The sequence below is a fragment of the Geodermatophilus obscurus genome, assembly GCF_900143215.1.
Classification (GTDB): domain Bacteria; phylum Actinomycetota; class Actinomycetes; order Mycobacteriales; family Geodermatophilaceae; genus Geodermatophilus; species Geodermatophilus obscurus_A.
Genome location: NZ_FRDM01000001.1, coordinates 101,430 through 117,118 on the forward strand (window position 1 = coordinate 101,430; position 15,689 = coordinate 117,118).

General features: G+C 76.0%; 18 protein-coding genes. 8 read left to right on the plus strand and 10 right to left on the minus strand.

What is annotated here, in order from left to right; all coding sequences use genetic code 11:
• Positions 1 to 4: 4 nt before the first annotated feature.
• Positions 5 to 1,630 (plus strand): L-glutamate gamma-semialdehyde dehydrogenase, encoded by a 1,626-nt coding sequence (gene pruA / locus BUB17_RS00565; protein WP_072911610.1) that lies wholly within the window; start codon positions 5 to 7, stop codon positions 1,628 to 1,630.
• Between the two features lie 93 nt (positions 1,631 to 1,723).
• Here the strand turns inward: pruA and BUB17_RS00570 are convergent, their stop codons facing one another.
• Together BUB17_RS00570 and BUB17_RS00575 are read right to left on the minus strand one after the other, a co-directional pair.
• Positions 1,724 to 2,251, minus strand: a complete 528-nt coding sequence (locus BUB17_RS00570) for a DUF488 domain-containing protein (RefSeq protein ID WP_072911612.1) — start codon at positions 2,249 to 2,251, stop codon at positions 1,724 to 1,726.
• A gap of 16 nt (positions 2,252 to 2,267) precedes the next feature.
• On the minus strand, positions 2,268 to 2,930 hold the full coding sequence (locus tag BUB17_RS00575) for a class I SAM-dependent methyltransferase (protein ID WP_072911615.1): 663 nt from the start codon (positions 2,928 to 2,930) through the stop codon (positions 2,268 to 2,270).
• A gap of 119 nt (positions 2,931 to 3,049) precedes the next feature.
• Here BUB17_RS00575 and BUB17_RS00580 point away from each other — a divergent pair, with 119 nt between their 5' ends.
• Together BUB17_RS00580 and BUB17_RS00585 are read left to right on the plus strand one after the other, a co-directional pair.
• Complete coding sequence (locus BUB17_RS00580) at positions 3,050 to 4,207, plus strand: MFS transporter (RefSeq protein WP_072911617.1); 1,158 nt, start codon at positions 3,050 to 3,052, stop codon at positions 4,205 to 4,207.
• Between the two features lie 51 nt (positions 4,208 to 4,258).
• The gene (locus BUB17_RS00585) at positions 4,259 to 4,696 is read left to right on the plus strand and encodes a nuclear transport factor 2-like protein (RefSeq protein ID WP_208983273.1); all 438 of its coding nucleotides are present in this window, start codon (positions 4,259 to 4,261) and stop codon (positions 4,694 to 4,696) included.
• Between the two features lie 3 nt (positions 4,697 to 4,699).
• Here BUB17_RS00585 and BUB17_RS00590 read toward each other — a convergent pair whose 3' ends face one another.
• From BUB17_RS00590 to BUB17_RS00610, 5 genes are all read right to left on the minus strand, one after another.
• The gene (locus tag BUB17_RS00590; protein ID WP_244276799.1) at positions 4,700 to 5,047 is read right to left on the minus strand and encodes a hypothetical protein; all 348 of its coding nucleotides are present in this window, start codon (positions 5,045 to 5,047) and stop codon (positions 4,700 to 4,702) included.
• A gap of 134 nt (positions 5,048 to 5,181) precedes the next feature.
• Complete coding sequence (locus BUB17_RS00595) at positions 5,182 to 5,997, minus strand: ABC transporter permease subunit (RefSeq protein WP_072911622.1); 816 nt, start codon at positions 5,995 to 5,997, stop codon at positions 5,182 to 5,184.
• A complete protein-coding gene (locus BUB17_RS00600; protein WP_072911625.1) occupies positions 5,994 to 6,899 on the minus strand; it encodes an ABC transporter ATP-binding protein in 906 nt (301 codons plus the stop codon). Before BUB17_RS00600 ends, BUB17_RS00595 begins: the two co-directional genes overlap by 4 nt.
• Positions 6,900 to 7,086: 187 nt before the next feature.
• A complete protein-coding gene (locus BUB17_RS00605; RefSeq protein WP_072911627.1) occupies positions 7,087 to 8,163 on the minus strand; it encodes an NAD(P)-binding domain-containing protein in 1,077 nt (358 codons plus the stop codon).
• 39 nt (positions 8,164 to 8,202) lie between these two features.
• Positions 8,203 to 8,550 (minus strand): hypothetical protein, encoded by a 348-nt coding sequence (locus BUB17_RS00610; protein ID WP_072911630.1) that lies wholly within the window; start codon positions 8,548 to 8,550, stop codon positions 8,203 to 8,205.
• Between the two features lie 546 nt (positions 8,551 to 9,096).
• Between BUB17_RS00610 and BUB17_RS00615 the strand changes: the two genes are divergently transcribed.
• From BUB17_RS00615 to BUB17_RS00625, 3 genes are all read left to right on the plus strand, one after another.
• Positions 9,097 to 9,654: a TetR/AcrR family transcriptional regulator gene (locus tag BUB17_RS00615; protein ID WP_175561231.1), complete on the plus strand. Its 558-nt coding sequence runs from the start codon at positions 9,097 to 9,099 to the stop codon at positions 9,652 to 9,654.
• A gap of 62 nt (positions 9,655 to 9,716) precedes the next feature.
• Positions 9,717 to 10,103, plus strand: coding sequence for a DUF6394 family protein (locus BUB17_RS00620; protein ID WP_072911633.1), 387 nt, complete (start codon positions 9,717 to 9,719; stop codon positions 10,101 to 10,103).
• A 13-nt stretch (positions 10,104 to 10,116) separates the two neighbouring features.
• Positions 10,117 to 11,955, plus strand: coding sequence for a potassium channel family protein (locus BUB17_RS00625; RefSeq protein WP_072911634.1), 1,839 nt, complete (start codon positions 10,117 to 10,119; stop codon positions 11,953 to 11,955).
• A 36-nt stretch (positions 11,956 to 11,991) separates the two neighbouring features.
• On the opposite strand, the gene BUB17_RS00630 is transcribed toward BUB17_RS00625, so the two are convergent.
• A complete protein-coding gene (locus tag BUB17_RS00630; RefSeq protein WP_072912505.1) occupies positions 11,992 to 13,182 on the minus strand; it encodes a serine hydrolase domain-containing protein in 1,191 nt (396 codons plus the stop codon).
• Between the two features lie 304 nt (positions 13,183 to 13,486).
• Here BUB17_RS00630 and BUB17_RS00635 point away from each other — a divergent pair, with 304 nt between their 5' ends.
• Together BUB17_RS00635 and BUB17_RS00640 are read left to right on the plus strand one after the other, a co-directional pair.
• Positions 13,487 to 13,675, plus strand: a complete 189-nt coding sequence (locus BUB17_RS00635; protein WP_072911637.1) for a hypothetical protein — start codon at positions 13,487 to 13,489, stop codon at positions 13,673 to 13,675.
• On the plus strand, positions 13,672 to 14,388 hold the full coding sequence (locus BUB17_RS00640; RefSeq protein WP_072911639.1) for a hypothetical protein: 717 nt from the start codon (positions 13,672 to 13,674) through the stop codon (positions 14,386 to 14,388). Before BUB17_RS00635 ends, BUB17_RS00640 begins: the two co-directional genes overlap by 4 nt.
• On the opposite strand, the gene BUB17_RS00645 is transcribed toward BUB17_RS00640, so the two are convergent.
• Both BUB17_RS00645 and BUB17_RS00650 read right to left on the minus strand, forming a co-directional pair.
• On the minus strand, positions 14,373 to 14,789 hold the full coding sequence (locus BUB17_RS00645) for a VOC family protein (protein ID WP_072911642.1): 417 nt from the start codon (positions 14,787 to 14,789) through the stop codon (positions 14,373 to 14,375). The genes BUB17_RS00640 and BUB17_RS00645 overlap by 16 nt on opposite strands.
• The gene (locus BUB17_RS00650; protein ID WP_244276802.1) at positions 14,786 to 15,613 is read right to left on the minus strand and encodes an AraC family transcriptional regulator; all 828 of its coding nucleotides are present in this window, start codon (positions 15,611 to 15,613) and stop codon (positions 14,786 to 14,788) included. Before BUB17_RS00650 ends, BUB17_RS00645 begins: the two co-directional genes overlap by 4 nt.
• Between the last annotated feature and the right edge of the window lie 76 nt (positions 15,614 to 15,689).

Below are 15,689 nucleotides of genomic sequence, written 5' to 3' on the forward strand. Positions count from 1 at the left end.
TCCCATGGACGCCGTCACCAACGTCCCCCCGCCGCGCAACGAGCCGGTGCTCACCTACGCCCCCGGCACCCCGGAGCGCGGCGCGCTGCAGCAGCGGCTGACCGAGCTGGCCGGCGACCCGCTCGACCTGACCATGACGATCGGCGACGAGCACCGCCTCGGCGGCGGCGAACGCTTCGACGTCGTCCAGCCGCACCGGCACGCCGCCGTCCTCGGCACCGCCGCGCACGCCACGCACGCCGACGCGCAGGAGGCGGTGGCCTGCGCCAAGGCGGCCGCCCCCGCGTGGCAGGACCTGTCGTTCGACGGCCGGGCCGCGGTGTTCCTGCGCGCCGCCGAGCTGCTGGCCGGGCCGTGGCGGCAGACGCTCAACGCCGCGACGATGCTCGGCCAGTCGAAGACCGCCTACCAGGCCGAGATCGACAGCGCCTGCGAGCTCGTCGACTTCTGGCGCTGGAACGTGCACTTCGCCCGCGAGATCGTGTCCGCGCAGCCGGTGTCCTCGCCGGGGGTGTGGAACCGGAGCGACCACCGGCCGCTCGAGGGGTTCGTCTACGCCGTCACGCCGTTCAACTTCACCGCGATCGCCGGCAACCTGCCCACCGCGCCGGCGCTCATGGGCAACACCGTCGTCTGGAAGCCCGCGCCCACCCAGCAGTTCGCCGCGCACTTCCTGATGCGGCTGCTGGAGGCCGCCGGGCTGCCGCCGGGTGTGATCACGATGGTCACCGGCGACGGGATCGCCGTCTCCGACGTCGTCCTGGCCGACCGGGACCTCGCCGGCATCCACTTCACCGGGTCGACGGCGGTCTTCCAGCACCTGTGGCGCACGGTGGGCGAGAACATCTCCTCCTACCGCGGTTACCCGCGCATCGTCGGGGAGACCGGCGGCAAGGACTTCGTCGTCGCGCACCCCTCGGCCGACGTCGACGTGCTGCGCACCGCCCTGGTGCGCGGCGCGTTCGAGTTCCAGGGCCAGAAGTGCTCGGCGGCGTCGCGCGCGTACGTGCCGCGGTCGGTGTGGGCGCGGCTGCGCGACGACCTGGTCGGGGTCACCGAGTCGCTGCCGATGGGTGACGTCACCGACTTCTCCCACTTCATGGGCGCGGTGATCGACCGGAAGTCGTTCTCCAAGCTGTCCGGCGTCCTGGACCGGGTCGACGACGACCCCGCGCTGTCGATCGTGGCCGGCGGGCAGGCCGACGACAGCGAGGGCTTCTTCGTCCGCCCGACGGTCATCGAGGGCACCGACCCGGGGCACGAGGTCTTCACCACCGAGTACTTCGGCCCGATCCTGGCGGTGCACGTCTACGACGACGCCGACTACGACACGGTGCTCACCCAGATGGAGTCGGCGGCGCCGTACGCGCTCACCGGGGCCGTCATCGCCGAGGACCGCGCCGCCATCGCGCACGCGCAGCGCTTCCTGCGGTTCGCGGCGGGCAACTTCTACGTCAACGACAAGCCGACCGGCGCCGTCGTCGGCCAGCAGCCCTTCGGCGGCGGCCGGGCGTCGGGCACCAACGACAAGGCCGGCGCCGCGCAGAACCTGCAGCGCTGGACGAGCACCCGCTCGATCAAGGAGACGTTCGTGCCGGCGACCGACCACCGCTACCCGCACATGGCGTGAGGCTGCGGCCATGATCAGGTGACCTGATCATGGCGCGTCCTCCCTGGGTGCGCACCGTCGGGGAGGACGCGCGGCGGTGAGGGAGGACGCCGTTCAGCCGGCAGGCCAGTCCAGCCGGCCGTCGGCGCCGAGCACCGCGCCGGCGGACGGGGCGTGCGGGGTGAGCCGGCCATCGGGCATGAGGTGGTGCACCGGCACGCCGCGGCCCAGGACGGCGACGTCGGCGATGATCCGCCGGTGGCAGCGCCACCACACGCTCTCGCTGCACATCACCGACACGGTCCCCGTCGCCGCATCGGCCAGCACCTCGTCGAGCGCCGCCGCGAACTCCGGCGTCCGGGTGTGCGCGGCGTAGGCGGCGAACTGGGCGACGGTCCACCAGCCGTCGGCGACCGGCTCGCCCGGCGGGAGCCGGCGGCGCCCGCCCAGCCGCGCGTCCCACCGGTAGCCGACACCGGCGGCGGGCAGCCACTCGGCGAGCGCCTCCCGCCGGACGTCGGGGTTGCTGCGGCTGCCCGGGAACCGGCGGACGTCGACGACCAGCCCGACCCCCGCCCCGGTCAGCCGGGCGCCGAGGCGGGTGCGGTCCTCCGGCCCGTGGCCCACGGTCAGCAGCGGCACGCGCTCTCCTCGGCGGTCAGGCCGGCCGGCGGGCGAGGCCGAGCACGTGCGAGGTGGCCGGGAGGGTGAGGCGGGAGTCGGGGAAGCGCAGTCGGCGCAGGGCCGTGACCTCGAAGCCGGCCCGCTCCACGAGGCCGACCGGGTCGACCGCGGTGTGGCAGCCGCCGGCCAGCAGCGGCCACAGCGTCGCGTCGGCGAGCCGCTGCACCGCACGCACCCGCCGGGTCGGGCCGAGGCCGTGCTCGAGGAGGGCGAGGGTCCCACCGGGGCGCAGCACGCGGGCGATCTCCGCGAGCGCCGTGGCGCGGTCGGGCAGCGAGCACAGCACCAGGCACAGCACCGCCGCGTCGGCAGCGGCGTCGGGCACCGGCAGCGCCTCCGCCGTGCCGGGGACCACGGTGACCGGCACGGGGGCCGCGGCGGCCGCCCGGGTCGCCAGCGCCCGGAGGTGCGGTTCGGGCTCCACCGCGGTCACCCGGCTCACCGCGGGCGGGTAGCGCGCGAAGTTGCGGCCGTTGCCGCAGCCGACCTCGACAACCGTCCCGGAGAGCGGCGCCAGCAGCTCGGTGCGCAGCGCGGCGAGGCCCTCGGCGTCCATCCCCTCGCTGATCCGCGCGTACAGGCGGCTGAAGACCGGACGGGGACGGTCTCCCGACGGGACGGGCTGGGGCGCGGCCATCCCCGGATGGTGCCCGGACGTCGATGGGCGCGCAGCCCCCGCGCACCCGCTGCCGCGCCGGCACGCCAGGCCGGTCATGCTGGTCGGCCGGGCGACGGTGCCCGGGCGAGGGGAGCGGTGTGGCCGGGGGGACGACGGAGGCGCGGACGTCGCTGTGGCGGCTGCCGGCGATGCGGGCGCTGGTCGGTGCGACGGTGCTCGGTTTCACCAGCTTCTGCCTGACGCTGGCCTCGCTGCCCACCCTCGCGGTCGCCCGGGGCGCGGCGGCCGACACGGCCGGTGTGGTGACCGCTGTCTTCCTCGTCGTCACCGTCGCCGGACAGTCGGCAGTGCCGGCGGCGACCGCCCGGTTCGGCGCGGGGCCGGTGCTGGCGGTGGGGCTCGTGGCCCTCGGCGCGCCCTCGCCGCTCTACGCGGTCGACGGCGGGCTGCTGTGGCTCTCGGCGGTCTCCGCGGTCCGCGGCGCCGGGTTCGCGGTGCTCACGGTGCTCGGGGCGATGCTGGCCGCGCGGGTCGCCCCGGCCGCGCGGCGCGGCGAGTCGATCGGCATCTACGGGCTGGCGATCGCGGTGCCCAACCTGCTCGCCGTCCCCGCCGGGGTCGCGCTGGTGCTCGACGACCAGGTCACCTGGCTGGCCTGGCTGGCCGCCTCGCCGGTGCTCGCGCTGCCGCTGGTGCCCGGTGTGGTCCGCGGGGCGCGCACCGAGCGGCCGGCCGGGAGGTCGTCCTCCCGCGCCGCGGTGCGGGCCGCGCTGCCGCCGTCGGTGGTGCTGCTCGTGGTCACCCTCGCCGGCGGCGGGCTGGTGACCTTCCTGCCGATCGAGCGGCCCGACGGCACCCTGGCGACGGCGACGCTGCTGGTCTTCGGGATCGCCGGGGCGGTCGGCCGCTGGCGGGCCGGCGTGCTCGCCGACCGGGTGGGCACCCGGCTGCTGCTGCCGCTGGCGCTGCTCGCCTCGGCGGCCGGGCTCACCGCCGTCGCGTTCGGGCTGGGGACCGGAGCCGGCTGGGTCCTCGCCGGTGCCGCCGTCTTCGGCGCGGGCTACGGGGCGGTGCAGAACCTGACGCTGCTGACCGCCTTCGCCCGCGCCGGCGAGGGTGGGACCACCGCCGCGAGCGCGATGTGGAACGCCTCGTTCGACGCCGGGACCGCCGTCGGCGCCCTGGCGCTCGGGGTGGTGGCGGCCGGGGTCGGTCTGCCGTGGACCTACGTCCTCGTCGCCGGTGTGCTGTTGCTCGCCCTGCCGCTGGCGCGGGCGGCGACGCGGCCGGCCTGACCGGGTCGCCGGCCCCTGCCCACGCCGGCCGGCCGGGTGTAGACGTCAGCGATGAGCGAGTTCGAGGTCCTCGAGCTGTTCCGCCGCGCGGTGGCCGACGACGACGCGACCGCCATGCGGGCGGGTCTGGACCGGCTGCTCGGCCTGACCTCGGGGACCGGCCTGTCGGCCGAGGACGAGTACCGCGTCCGGCACGCCGACTACGTGATGGAGATGCCGCAGTCGGGCGAGCGCGTCCGCGGCCGCGAGGCGATGCGGGCGATGCAGAAGGCGTTCCCCACCCCACCGCGGATCACCGTGCGGCGCGTGGTCGGCACCGGCCACGTGTGGGTCCTCGAGGGCGTCAACGACTACGGCGCGGAGGTCTGGCACGTCGCGCTCGTCCTGGAGTTCGACGACGACGGGCGGATCGTGCGCGACACCCGGTACTACGCGCAGCCCGTCGAGCCGCCTGCCTGGCGGGCTCCGTGGGTCGAGCCGCTTTGCTGACGGTCAGCCGGCGACGCGTGCGGCGGCCTCGCGCAGCGCGCGGAGGAAGAGGATCTCCTCGGCCGACCGGCGCAGCCAGGTGCGCAGCCCCTCGGGGTCGCCGCGGGAGGCGTCGCGCAGCTGCCCCAGGTCCAGCTGCCGGGTGCTGGCCTGTGCGCGCTGGGCCGGGGGGAGCCGCCGGCCGTCGGCGCGCGCGATCGCGGTCAGGCCGGCGCCGACGAACACGAGGTCGCGGACCTCGGGGATGCCGGCGAGCAACTCGTCCACCCCGGCGCCGTCGCCGGCGGAGAGGCGGCGGACCAGCTCGTCGGCGGTCTCCCGGCCAGCGGCCTGGGGGTCTGGTGCGGTCACCCGCCCCATTGTCGTCGTCCGGGCGGGGCTGATCCCGGCGGCCCCCTCGCCTTGATCATGGGGCTGTTGCCGACGGCACCGGCGTGTCCGGCCGGGTCGCCCGCAACGACCCCGTGATCAACGGGGATCGGGCGTCACGCGTCGCGGCGGGCGAACACCGCAGCGGCGACCGCCAGGACGACGGCGACCTCGGCGACGAACACCGCGAAGCCGACCCAGGGGTCCAGCAGCAGCGGGTTGAACGACTGCGGCGTCGCGATGGCCGACCCGGCGTTGCCCGGCATCAGCTTGGTCGCCCACTCGCCCCAGGCGCCGGGCAGCACCATCACCAGGTTCCCGACGACGAAGACCAGGCCCAGCACGATCGCCAGCGCGGCCGCGGTGTGCCGGACCAGCAGGCCGACGGCGGCGGCGAACAGCCCGAGCCCGGCCAGGTAGAGGCCGCTGCCCACCATCGACCGGAGCACGCCGTCGTCGGTCAGGGCCAGGCCGATGCCCTCGCGGTCGAGGAACCAGTTGCCGCCGAGGTAGCCGGCCAGCGCGGTCAGCGTGCCGGCGACGAACAGCGTCGAGGTGAGCACCGCGGCCTTGGCCGCGAGCACCGCGCCGCGCCGCGGGGTGGCCGCCAGCGTCGCGCGGATCATCCCGGTGCCGTACTCGCTGGTGACCACCAGCGCCCCCAGGACGACGGCGGTGACCTGCGCGAACACGATGCCCCAGGTGACGAAGGCGCCGACCGGCTCGCCGACGTCACCGCGCGCCAGGGCCCCGGCGCTGAGCGCGCACACCAGGGTGGTGAGGCCCGCGCCCAGCAGGAACATCGCCGTGAGCGACCAGGGCGTCGAGCGGACGGTCCAGAACTTGACCCACTCGGCCCGCAGCGCAGCCGTGGCACCGGGCGGCGGCGCGGTCTCGACCCGGGTCCAGGCGTGCGTGCCCACGGCGGTCATCGGGAGGCTCCTGCGTACTCGACGCTGTCGGCGGTCAGGGTCATGAAGGCGTCCTCGAGGGAGGAGCGCACCAGGGTCAGCTCGTGCAGCAGCAGCCCGGACCGGCCGACCAGCTCACCGACGCCGGCCGGGCCGAGGCCGCGCACGCGCAGCTCCCCGCCGTGCGCGGCGACGTCCAGGCCCCGGTGGCGCAGCAGGGTGGCGACCTCGTCGTGCTGCGGGCTGCGGACCCGCACGTGGGAGGCGGCGTGCTGCGCGACGAACTTCGCGGTGGAGCAGTCGGCCAGCACCCGGCCGCGGCCGATGACCACGAGGTGGTCGGCGGTCAGCGCCATCTCCGACATCAGGTGGCTGGAGACGAACACCGTGCGGCCCTCGGCGGCGAGGTCCCGGGCCAGGGTGCGCACCCAGCGGATGCCCTCGGGGTCCAGCCCGTTGACCGGCTCGTCGAGGACGACGACCGGCGGGTCGCCGATCAGCGCGGCCGCGATGCCCAGCCGCTGCCCCATGCCGAGGGAGAACCGGCCGACCCGCTGGTCGGCGACCGCGGTGATCCCGACCAGGTCGAGCACCTCGTCGACGCGGGTCCGCGGGATGCCGTTGCTGGCCGCCAGCCAGCGCAGGTGGTCGCGCGCCGAGCGGCCCGGGTGCAGGGCGCGGGCCTCGAGCAGCGCACCCACCTCGCGCAGCGGGGCGGGGAAGTCGGCGTAGCGGCGGCCGTTGACGGTGACGCTGCCGGAGGTGGGGCGGTCCAGCCCGAGCACCATCCGCATGGTCGTCGACTTGCCGGCGCCGTTGGGGCCGAGGAAGCCGGTCACCCGGCCGGGCTCGACGGTGAAGCTGATGCCGTCGACGGCGGTGCGGTCGCCGTAGGTCTTGGTGAGCCGGTGCGCGGTGATCATGCGATCACCCGGCCGCGGGAGGTCGGGGAGGTCATGGCGTCGAGGCTCGCGGCCGCCGGCGCCGGCGGGTATCCGGGAACGCCCTGGACCGACCCTGAACGCCCCCTGAACCCCGCTCCCTCCGTCGAGATCGCGCGCTCTCGACGGGCGGGACCGGGCAGGACCGGGCGGGACCGGGCCGGGGGCGCTACGCCGAGCGGGGGAGCGCCGTGTCCGGGTGCAGCAGCCGGCGCAGCGCCACGGCGGCCTCGCGGCCGGCCCGGTTGGCGCCCACCGTGCTCGCCGAGGGGCCGTAGCCGACCAGGTGCACCCGCGGCTCCCCGGCCACGTGCGTGCCCGCCATCCGGATCCCGCCGCCCGGCCCGCGCAGCCCCAGCGGCCTCAGGTGGCCCAGCGCCGCCCGGAAGCCGGTGGCCCACAGGACGGCGTCGGCGCGGACGGACCGGCCGTCGTCCCACGCGACCCCGTCGGGGGTGAGGCGGTCGAACACCGGCAGCCGGTCGAGGACGCCGCGGGCGCGGGCCTCGCGCACCCACGGCGTGACGACCAGCCCGGTGACGCCGACGACGCTCCCCGGGGACCGGCCCTCGCGGACGGCGTCCTCGACCAGCGCGACCGCCGCCCGGCCCTCGTCGGGCCCGAACGGCTCCTCGCGCCAGACCGGCGGGCGCCGGGTCACCCAGGTCGTGTCGGCGACCTCGGAGATCTCCCCGAGCAACTGCACCGCCGAGGCCCCGCCACCCACCACGACCACCGACCGGCCGGTGAACTCCGCAGCACCCCGGTAGTCGACCGGGGTCAGCTGGCGGCCCCGGAAGAGCTCCTGCCCGGGGTAGCGGGGCACGAACGGCCGGGTCCAGGTGCCGGTGGCGTTGACGACGGCAGCGGCGGTCCAGTCGCCGTCCGCGGTCTCGACGCGGAACCGGCCGTCGCGGGTCCGCCGGACCGCGCGCACACGGACCGGCCGGTGCACCGGCAGCGCGAAGTGCCGCTCGTAGTCGGCGAAGTAGGCGGGAACGGCCGCTGCCGCCGGGACGTCGTCCTGCGCCGGTGGAAACGGCAGGCCGGGCAGGTCGTGCACGTGGTGGGTGCGGGCCAGGGTCAGCGACGGCCAGCGGTGCTGCCACGCGCCACCGGCGCGGGTCTCGCCGTCGAGGACGACGAAGCCCGTGCCGGGCGCGAACCCCTGCCGCGCCAGGTGGTAGGCGGCGCTCAGCCCGGCCTGCCCGGCGCCGATGACGACGACCTCCACGTTCCTGCTCACACCCGGACAACGGCGTCGCGGCGTCCGGCCTTCCGCGGGCTACCCGGTGGGGGTGAGGACCAGCCGGCCGAGCGCCTCCCCGGTGAGCGTGACGGTGTCGTACGGGTCGAGGCCGAACCGGACGGTGACCGCGCCCGGGCGGGCCTCCACGAGGACGGTGGGCCGCCACTCCGCGTCCTCCGACGGCCAGTACCACCAGCGCTCGGCCAGCAGCGGCAGGCCGGACCGGCGCAGGAACGCCACCGCCTCCGCCCGGTCCGGGAAGGCGCGCAGGACGGAACCGAAGACGGCGTGCGCCACCCACACGTCGGCGCCGCCGCGCCGCTCGACGCCGACGTGCCCGACCAGTTCGCCGTCCTCCTCGCGGACGACCCGCTCCAGCTCCACGACCCGACGGTAGGAACGGCGGCAACCGGATTCCGCGCATCGTGCGGGTTCCTTGCGGTTCCCCGGCGGGGGCGCTGCGGATGGGCCAGCAGAGTCCTCCCTGTTCCCGGAACACCGGCACCGACGTCGTCAGCGGCGCGCAGCGCGCCGGTGGGTCCCGGGAAGCCGGCCCTCCGGGGCCGAACGGACAGCCGGCGTCTCCATCGCACGGGGGGACGGAGCCGCCGGCCGGTTCGACCGGCACCGCCGTGGGGACGGCGGCGCCGGCCGGACGGGGACGACCGGGACGCCGAGGGGGATCGGCGGCACCGGCTGCCCGACGACCGGCGCGACCGGAGGGGACGGGAGCGCCGGCCGGACGGGGACGACGGAGCCGGCCGCGGGGGACCGCGGCCGGCTCCGCCGCGTCGTCCGGGTGCGCAGCTCCCGGTGCGCACCGTTCGTCCTGCACCGGTCCGGAACACGCGTTACGTTCGTTCGGTGACGGAGTGTGACGAAATGGTCCGGACGGTCGCCCCGACCCGTACCCGGTCGGGCGGACCCCGGTTGGACGCGTCCCGCGACGCGGCGATCGCGTCGGCGGTGCTGGAGGTGCTCGGCCGGGCCGGTTACGCCGGCCTGACGATGGACGCCGTCGCCCTGGCGGCCGGGGTCGGCAAGGCGACGATCTACCGGCGCTGGTCGAGCAAGGCCGAGCTGCTGCTCAGCGTGTTGGACGTCGTGGGCGCCCCGGTGCTGGAGGTCCCCGACACCGGCGGCCGGCGCGACGACCTGGTCACCGTCCTGTCCGAGGTCGTGACGCTCGTCGGCGGCCCCTCCGGGCGGGCGCTGCGCAGCCTGCTCGGCGCCGTCGTCGACGACCCGGCGCTGCAGGAGGGCTGCTGCCGCCTGCCACTGGCCAACTGGGACGCGGCCTGGTCGGCCGTGCTGGCCCGGGCGGTCGCGCGCGGCGAGGTCCCCGCGGGCGCGGGGGAGTCGGTCGCGGCGGAGGTCGGTCCCGCGGTGCTGGTGCTGCGCTGGCTGGTCACCGGGCGCCCGCTGGACGGCACCGTCGTCCCCGAGCTGGTCGACCGGGTGGTGCTGCCGCTGCTGCGCTGCCGGTAGCGCGCGAGGCCGGGGACGGGGATGCTCACGTCCTCGTCGGGTCGGTGTCGGAGGAGGTCCGGGTGAACCTGGAGAAGGTCGTCTTCGGGTTCTTCGTCCTGCTCGCCGCCACGCTGAACTTCGGGTTCTTCATCGGTGACATCGAGAACCCGGTGCTGCACAACCGCTTCGAGCTGTTCGCGGCGGTCGTCGTCAACCTGATCGCCACCGTGCTGAAGTTCGGCGACCGCACGCAGATCGGCGCGGTGCACCTGGCCACCAGCCTGGTCGCCGACCTCCAGCTCATCAGCGCCGCGCTGGTGTACGGCTACGCGATCTACGTCTCCACCGCAGGCCTCACCCCCGGCACGATGGCGAGCATCGTGTCGCTCTCCGGCGGCGCACTGCTGGCCAACCTCGTCTCGGTCGTCCTGCTGGTCGTCGAGACGGTGTCCTTCCACCGCGGATGAGACGGAGGCCGCCGTGGGCAACCCCCTGCTGACGTTCTGGGCACACCGCAACCGGCGCCAGGAAGAGGATGAGCGGCGGGCCCGTCGCGCCCGGTTGCTGGCGGCCGCCGCGTCGGCCAACCGGGCCTCCGCGACGATCTTCCTGATCCTGCGGCGCATGCGGGCGCCGCTGATCGTGCTGATCGTCATCTTCGCGGTCAGCGTGCTGGGCCTGACGCTGATCCCCGGCGTGGACGACGAGGGCCGGCCCCACGACATGGGCTTCTTCGACGCCATCTACGTCATGAGCTACACGGCGACGACGATCGGGTTCGGCGAGATCCCGTACCCGTACACCTACAACCAGCGGATGTGGCTGACCATCTCGATCTACCTCACGGTGGTCGGCTGGGCCTACGCCATCGGCTCCCTGCTCGGCCTGGTGCAGGACCGGGCGTTCCGATCCGCGCTGGCGCTGCAGCGCTTCACCCGCAAGGTCGCGCGGCTGGCCGAGCCGTTCGTCCTCATCGCGGGCTACGGCCGCGCCGGCGAGCTGCTCGGGCACTCGATGGACGGCCTGGGCCGCCGGGTCGTCGTCCTCGATCGCGACGAGGAGCGGATCGACGGTCTGGAACTCGAGTCCTACCACGGCGACGTCCCCGGACTGGCCGCCGACGCCCGGGACCCCGGGCACCTGGGCGTCGCGGGCCTCGACCACCCCCGCTGCGAGGCGGTCGTGGCGCTCACCGACGACGACGAGGCCAACCTCGCCGTCGTCATGACGACCGCCCTGCTGCGTCCCGACCTCCCGGTCATCGCACGGGCGACCACTCGCGTCATGGCCGACCGCATGCGGGTCTTCGGCTCGCCCAGCGTGGTCAACCCGTTCGACCTGTTCGGCGACCACGTGCAGCTGGCGCTGCGGGCGCCGGCGTCCTACCAGCTGCTGACCTGGCTGGAGAGCGGGCCCGGAGCCCCTCTGCCGCCACGGGCCTCGCCGCCGCGCAGCGGCCGCTGGGTGGTGTGCGGGTACGGCCGGCTCGGGAAGGAGCTGACCGGCGACCTGCGCGCCGAGGGCATCGAGGTCACCGTCATCGACCCGAGCCCGCACGACGACGTGGACGACGTCGTCGTGGCCGGCGGCTACGAGGCCGACGTGCTGGCGGCGGTGGGGCTCGACGAGGCCGTGGGCTTCGTCGCCGGCACGGACAACGACATCACCAACCTCTCGCTGGCGGAGACCGCACGGCGGATCAACCCGACCCTGTTCCTCGCCGCCCGCCAGAACCGGCCCGCGAGCGCGCCGCTGTTCGCCGCGATGGAGCTCGACGCGCTCCTCGTGCCGACCGAGGAGGTCGCGCACGAGGTCTACGCGCAGCTCTCGACGCCGCTGCTCTGGCGCTTCCTCGCGGCGATGCCGGCGCTCGGGGACGCCTGGGCGGCGGCTCTGGTCGAGCGGCTCACCGACCTGTGCGGACAGCACCTCCAGGCGTTGTGGAAGGTACGGCTCACCGAGCGGGAGGCCCCCGCCCTGACACCCTGGCTGGCCTCCGGGGAGGCGCGCCTCGGCGACCTCATGCGCAATCCGGAGGACCGCGACGAGTGCCTGCACGCGGTTCCGCTGCTCCTGCTGCGCGGTGGCGACGCCACGCTGGCGCCGGCCTCCGACTTCGTCCTGGCGCCCGGGGACGAGCTGCTGCTCGCCGGCTGGCCGGCCGCCCGCCGGGCACTGGAGACGACGCTGGTGGTGGAGGCCGTCCGCGAGTACGTGGTGACCGGCCGCCGGGTCCCGTCGAGCTGGCTCTGGCGGAAGCTCAGCGGCGCGCCCGGGGTGGACGCGGAGACCCGGCCGACCGTGCCGACGCCGTCCTGACGCATCGGTTCCAGGGGTCCAGCCGGGCTCCAGGGGTCAGAGCCGGAAGACGTGGCCGGGACTGACGACCTCGGTGATCGCGGTGCCGAACGCCGACGACGACGCGGCCGCGTCCCCGCTGAGCGGTGGCGCGTCGGAGTTCAGCAGCACCACCAGGCTGGTCTGCTGCTCCGGCAGGTACAGGGTGAGGCTCTGGTACCCGGGCAGCGAGCCGTTGTGCCCGATCCAGCCCGAGACGACGAAGAGACCCAGTCCGTAGCCGAGCCCTGGAGGAGCTCCCTCCGGTGCAGCGGTCTCCAGGCGCTGGGCCTGGGTCTCCGGCTCGAGCAGGGTGCCCGTGGCCAGCGCGTGCGCCCACGTGTGCAGGTCGTCGAGGGTCGAGGTCATCGCCCCGGCCGCCCACCCCCACGAGGGGTTGAAGTCGGTGGCGACGATTTCGGTCCCGTCGTGGACGGTGTAGCCCTCGGCGTGCGGCTCGGGGAATGCGTTGTCGGTCGGGAAGACCGTGTCGTCGAGGGCGAGCGGCTCGAGCACCTCCTCGTCGAGGTACTCGTGCAGCGGTTGCCCGCTGACCTCCTCGACGACCAGTCCGAGCAGGATCGTGTTGGTGTTGCTGTACTCCCAGCCCGCACCCGGCGGGAAGTTCAGCGGGTGGGCGAAGGAGTAGCCCAGCAGTTCCTGCGGGGTGAAGCTCCGGTACGGGTCGCTGACGAGGGCCTGGAAGAAGTCCTCGTCGGCGCTGTAGTTGAACAGGCCGCTCTGCATCCGCGCGAGCTGGCGCAGCGTGATCCGGTCGCCCTCGGGCACCCCCGCCACGTACTCGCCGATCGGGTCGTCCAGGGCCACCGCGCCGTCGTCGACGAGCTGGAGCAGTGCGGTGACCGTGAAGGTCTTGGTCTCGCTGCCGATGCGGCTGTGGAAGTCGGTGCGCATGGGCGCCCCGGTGGCCTTGTCGGCGACCCCGAAGGCCGCCTCGTACCGGCAGCCCGGCCCCGACACCCCGACGATCGCCCCCGGGACGCCCGTCCGCTCCAGCGTCGCGGTGACCACCTCGTCCAGCCGCGCGGTGGCGCTGCTGTCGCACCCGACGCCGGCGCCCACCTCCACCGCCGGCTCCGCCCAGGCCGTGCCGCCCAGGGGAGCGAGGACCAGGACGCCGGTGGCGACCCCCGCCGTGAGCGCGCGGCGCCACCGCGGGCGAGGAGCGGGACCGGTTGCTGCGACCATGACGGCCTCCACCCTCGTGGCTCGACTGGCGGCGACCCTGGGGCACGCCTCCCCGGGCGGTCAAGGAGGCCCTGCGGTGGGCACGGTCCGCCCCGCGTGTCCCGACGTCCCGTGGCGGCCCGGGTCACGACGTGCTCGGTCCGCAGCTGCCGGACGCCTCGCCTCTCGTCCGGCGACGGAGGCCTTACCCGGGGGGCCGGCTGGTGCTTCACTGCGGTGTCAGCGGGGCCGGCTCGGCGGGCGCGTCCTGGGCGCGGCGCCGGCGACCGGCCCGAGGCCCCGTGGCACGGGCGAGGAGCCGCAGATGCACACGCCGACCGCACCGCCGACCCCCCGGAGCGTCCCGGCAGCCGGACCCTGCGTGGCCGGCGACATCGGCCCCGAGCGCCGGGAGATCGAGTTCGAGCCGGTCGCCGACCCGGCTCCGGCCCCGGCCGCACCGAGCCCGGCGCCCGAACCGGCACCGCCTGCACCGGTGCCCGCCCCGGCGTGACCTCCCCGGTCGACCCCGCCGCGGACCCGCCCGCCCTGGTCGCCGGGGAGCTGCGGGGCTACCGCCGCTTCCGCCTGGCCGAGGACGGTCTGCGCCCGCCGGTGCACGTCGCCGCGGGACCCTGGAGCTGGCCGGTCGAGCAGGCCCGCTGCGCGGTGGACGAGGCGCACGTGCCGCCCGCGCGCGGGTGCGGCTGCGGCCTCTACGGCTGGTACCACCCCAGCTCCACCGGCCTGGGGACGGGCTGGGGGGACGTGACGGCGGTGGTCGCCGCCCGCGGTCGGATCGTCCTCGGCGACTCCGGCTTCCGCGCCGCCGCGGCGCGCGTCCAGGCCGTCAGCCTGCCCCGCCGGGCCCGCTTCTCCCCGCGCCGTCGTCGCCGGTGCGAGCGGGTGCTGGCCGAGCGGTACCCCGGGGTGCCGGTCTACCGGTCGCGGCGGCGGATGCTGCGCCGGCATCCGCCCGAGGACCTGTCGGCCCTCGGCGTCACCGTCCGCCCCAGCACGGCGCCGCGGTACCGCTGGACCGCCCTGGCCGTGTGGCTGAGCGGCGTCCTCGCGCTGTGCTCGGTGGCGGTGGTCCCCCGCCCGGTGCTCGTCGGGATCCCCCCGGCCGGCTGGCTCGCGGCGCTCACCGGCTTGGTCCTGTGGCAGGCGGTCCTCGTCTGGCTGGTGGTCCGGGCCTCGCCGCTCCCGGGTCAGGCGCCGCGGTAGGTGCCCATCGTCCAGAGGTTGCCGTCGGGGTCGCGGACGCCGAACTCGTGGGAGCCGTAGTCGGTGTCGTGCAGCTCCCGCAGCACCTCGACGCCGGACAGCCCGCGGACGCGCTCCCAGGCCGCGTCGACGGTGGCCGGCTCGGCCGCGACGACGTAGACGCCCTGCGGTCCGAGGGCGCCCCGGTCGCCGGGCTTGCCGCGGCTGCCGAACATGACGCCGCCGCCGTCCGGCCAGCGGGCCTCGGCGTGCGCGACGGTGCCGTCCTCGTCGCGGTAGCAGGCGGTGACGGTGAAGCCGAGCCCCTCGGTCAGGAAGCGGATCCCGGCGTCGACGTCGGTGAAGCCGACGCTGGGCCAGACGGTGGGGGCAGGGGCGGTGGTGGTCGTCGCATCGGTCATGCCGGGGAGGGTGCCCCCTCGGCCGGGGCGCTGTCTTGGACGAACGGGAACTCCTCGCGCAGCCAGGTGCCGACGCTGCACCCGGCGAGGGCCCGCCACTCCCGGGCCAGGTGCGGCTGGTCGGCGTAGCCGCACCGGACGGCGACCTCGGCCAGCGGCGGACGCCGCGGGTCCAGCAGCAGCCGGCGGGTGGCCTCGAACCGGGCGATCCGCGCCGCCTGCTTGGGCGTGAGCCCGGTGGCCAGCCGGAACCGCTCGCTCAGGTGCCGCCGGCTCCACCCGACGTGCGCGGCCAGCTCCTCGACCCGGCAGCGGCCGCCACTGCCGTGCACCAGCCGCCAGGCCTCCCGCACCTCGGGCGGGACGGGGGCGACGTCGCCGCAGAGCCGGTCGAGCAGCGCCGCGTCGAGCCGGGCGAACCGCTCCGCCCAGCCGGGAGCCGCGGCCAGGTCCTCGACGAGCCGGTCCGCCGCCCGGCCGAGCACGTCGGCCAGGTCGACGGTGCGCTCGGCGAGCTCGGCCGCGGGCAGCCCGAGGAGGGCGCTCGCGGCCAGCGGGGTGAGGGCGTACTGCAGGCCGTCCTGGGGGCGGGTGGCGTCGATGAGCGCCGCCCGGGTGTGCAGGCCGCCGACGACGGCGTGGGCGGCCACCGCGGACCCGGGTCCGTTGACCCGCAGCGGTGCGGCCAGCTCCACGACCAGCGTGAGGTGGCGGGACGGCAGCCCGCGGTGCAGCCCCGTCGGCAGCGCCGGCGCGCGGTAGCCGTGCGCCACCGCGACGAACGGGCGCAGCGGAGCCGGGACGGCGTGGCGCACGAGGAGCACGGGTCGGCCTCCTCCCGTTCGCCGGCCGGTGGACGGCGCCATCCTGCCGCCGCCGGGCGGGTCCCGGGTGCGCGCC

Bases quoted from the DNA above. Each gene is read 5' to 3' on its own strand.
- BUB17_RS00600 (WP_072911625.1), bottom strand. From the start codon at position 6,899: ATGATCACCGCGCACCGGCTCACCAAGACCTACGGCGACCGCACCGCC.
- BUB17_RS00645 (WP_072911642.1), bottom strand. From the start codon at position 14,789: ATGACCGATGCGACGACCACCACCGCCCCTGCCCCCACCGTCTGGCCC.
- BUB17_RS00595 (WP_072911622.1), bottom strand. From the start codon at position 5,997: ATGACCGCCGTGGGCACGCACGCCTGGACCCGGGTCGAGACCGCGCCG.
- BUB17_RS00635 (WP_072911637.1), top strand. From the start codon at position 13,487: ATGCACACGCCGACCGCACCGCCGACCCCCCGGAGCGTCCCGGCAGCC.
- BUB17_RS00575 (WP_072911615.1), bottom strand. From the start codon at position 2,930: ATGGCCGCGCCCCAGCCCGTCCCGTCGGGAGACCGTCCCCGTCCGGTC.
- BUB17_RS00585 (WP_208983273.1), top strand. From the start codon at position 4,259: ATGAGCGAGTTCGAGGTCCTCGAGCTGTTCCGCCGCGCGGTGGCCGAC.
- pruA (WP_072911610.1), top strand. From the start codon at position 5: ATGGACGCCGTCACCAACGTCCCCCCGCCGCGCAACGAGCCGGTGCTC.
- BUB17_RS00630 (WP_072912505.1), bottom strand. From the start codon at position 13,182: ATGGTCGCAGCAACCGGTCCCGCTCCTCGCCCGCGGTGGCGCCGCGCG.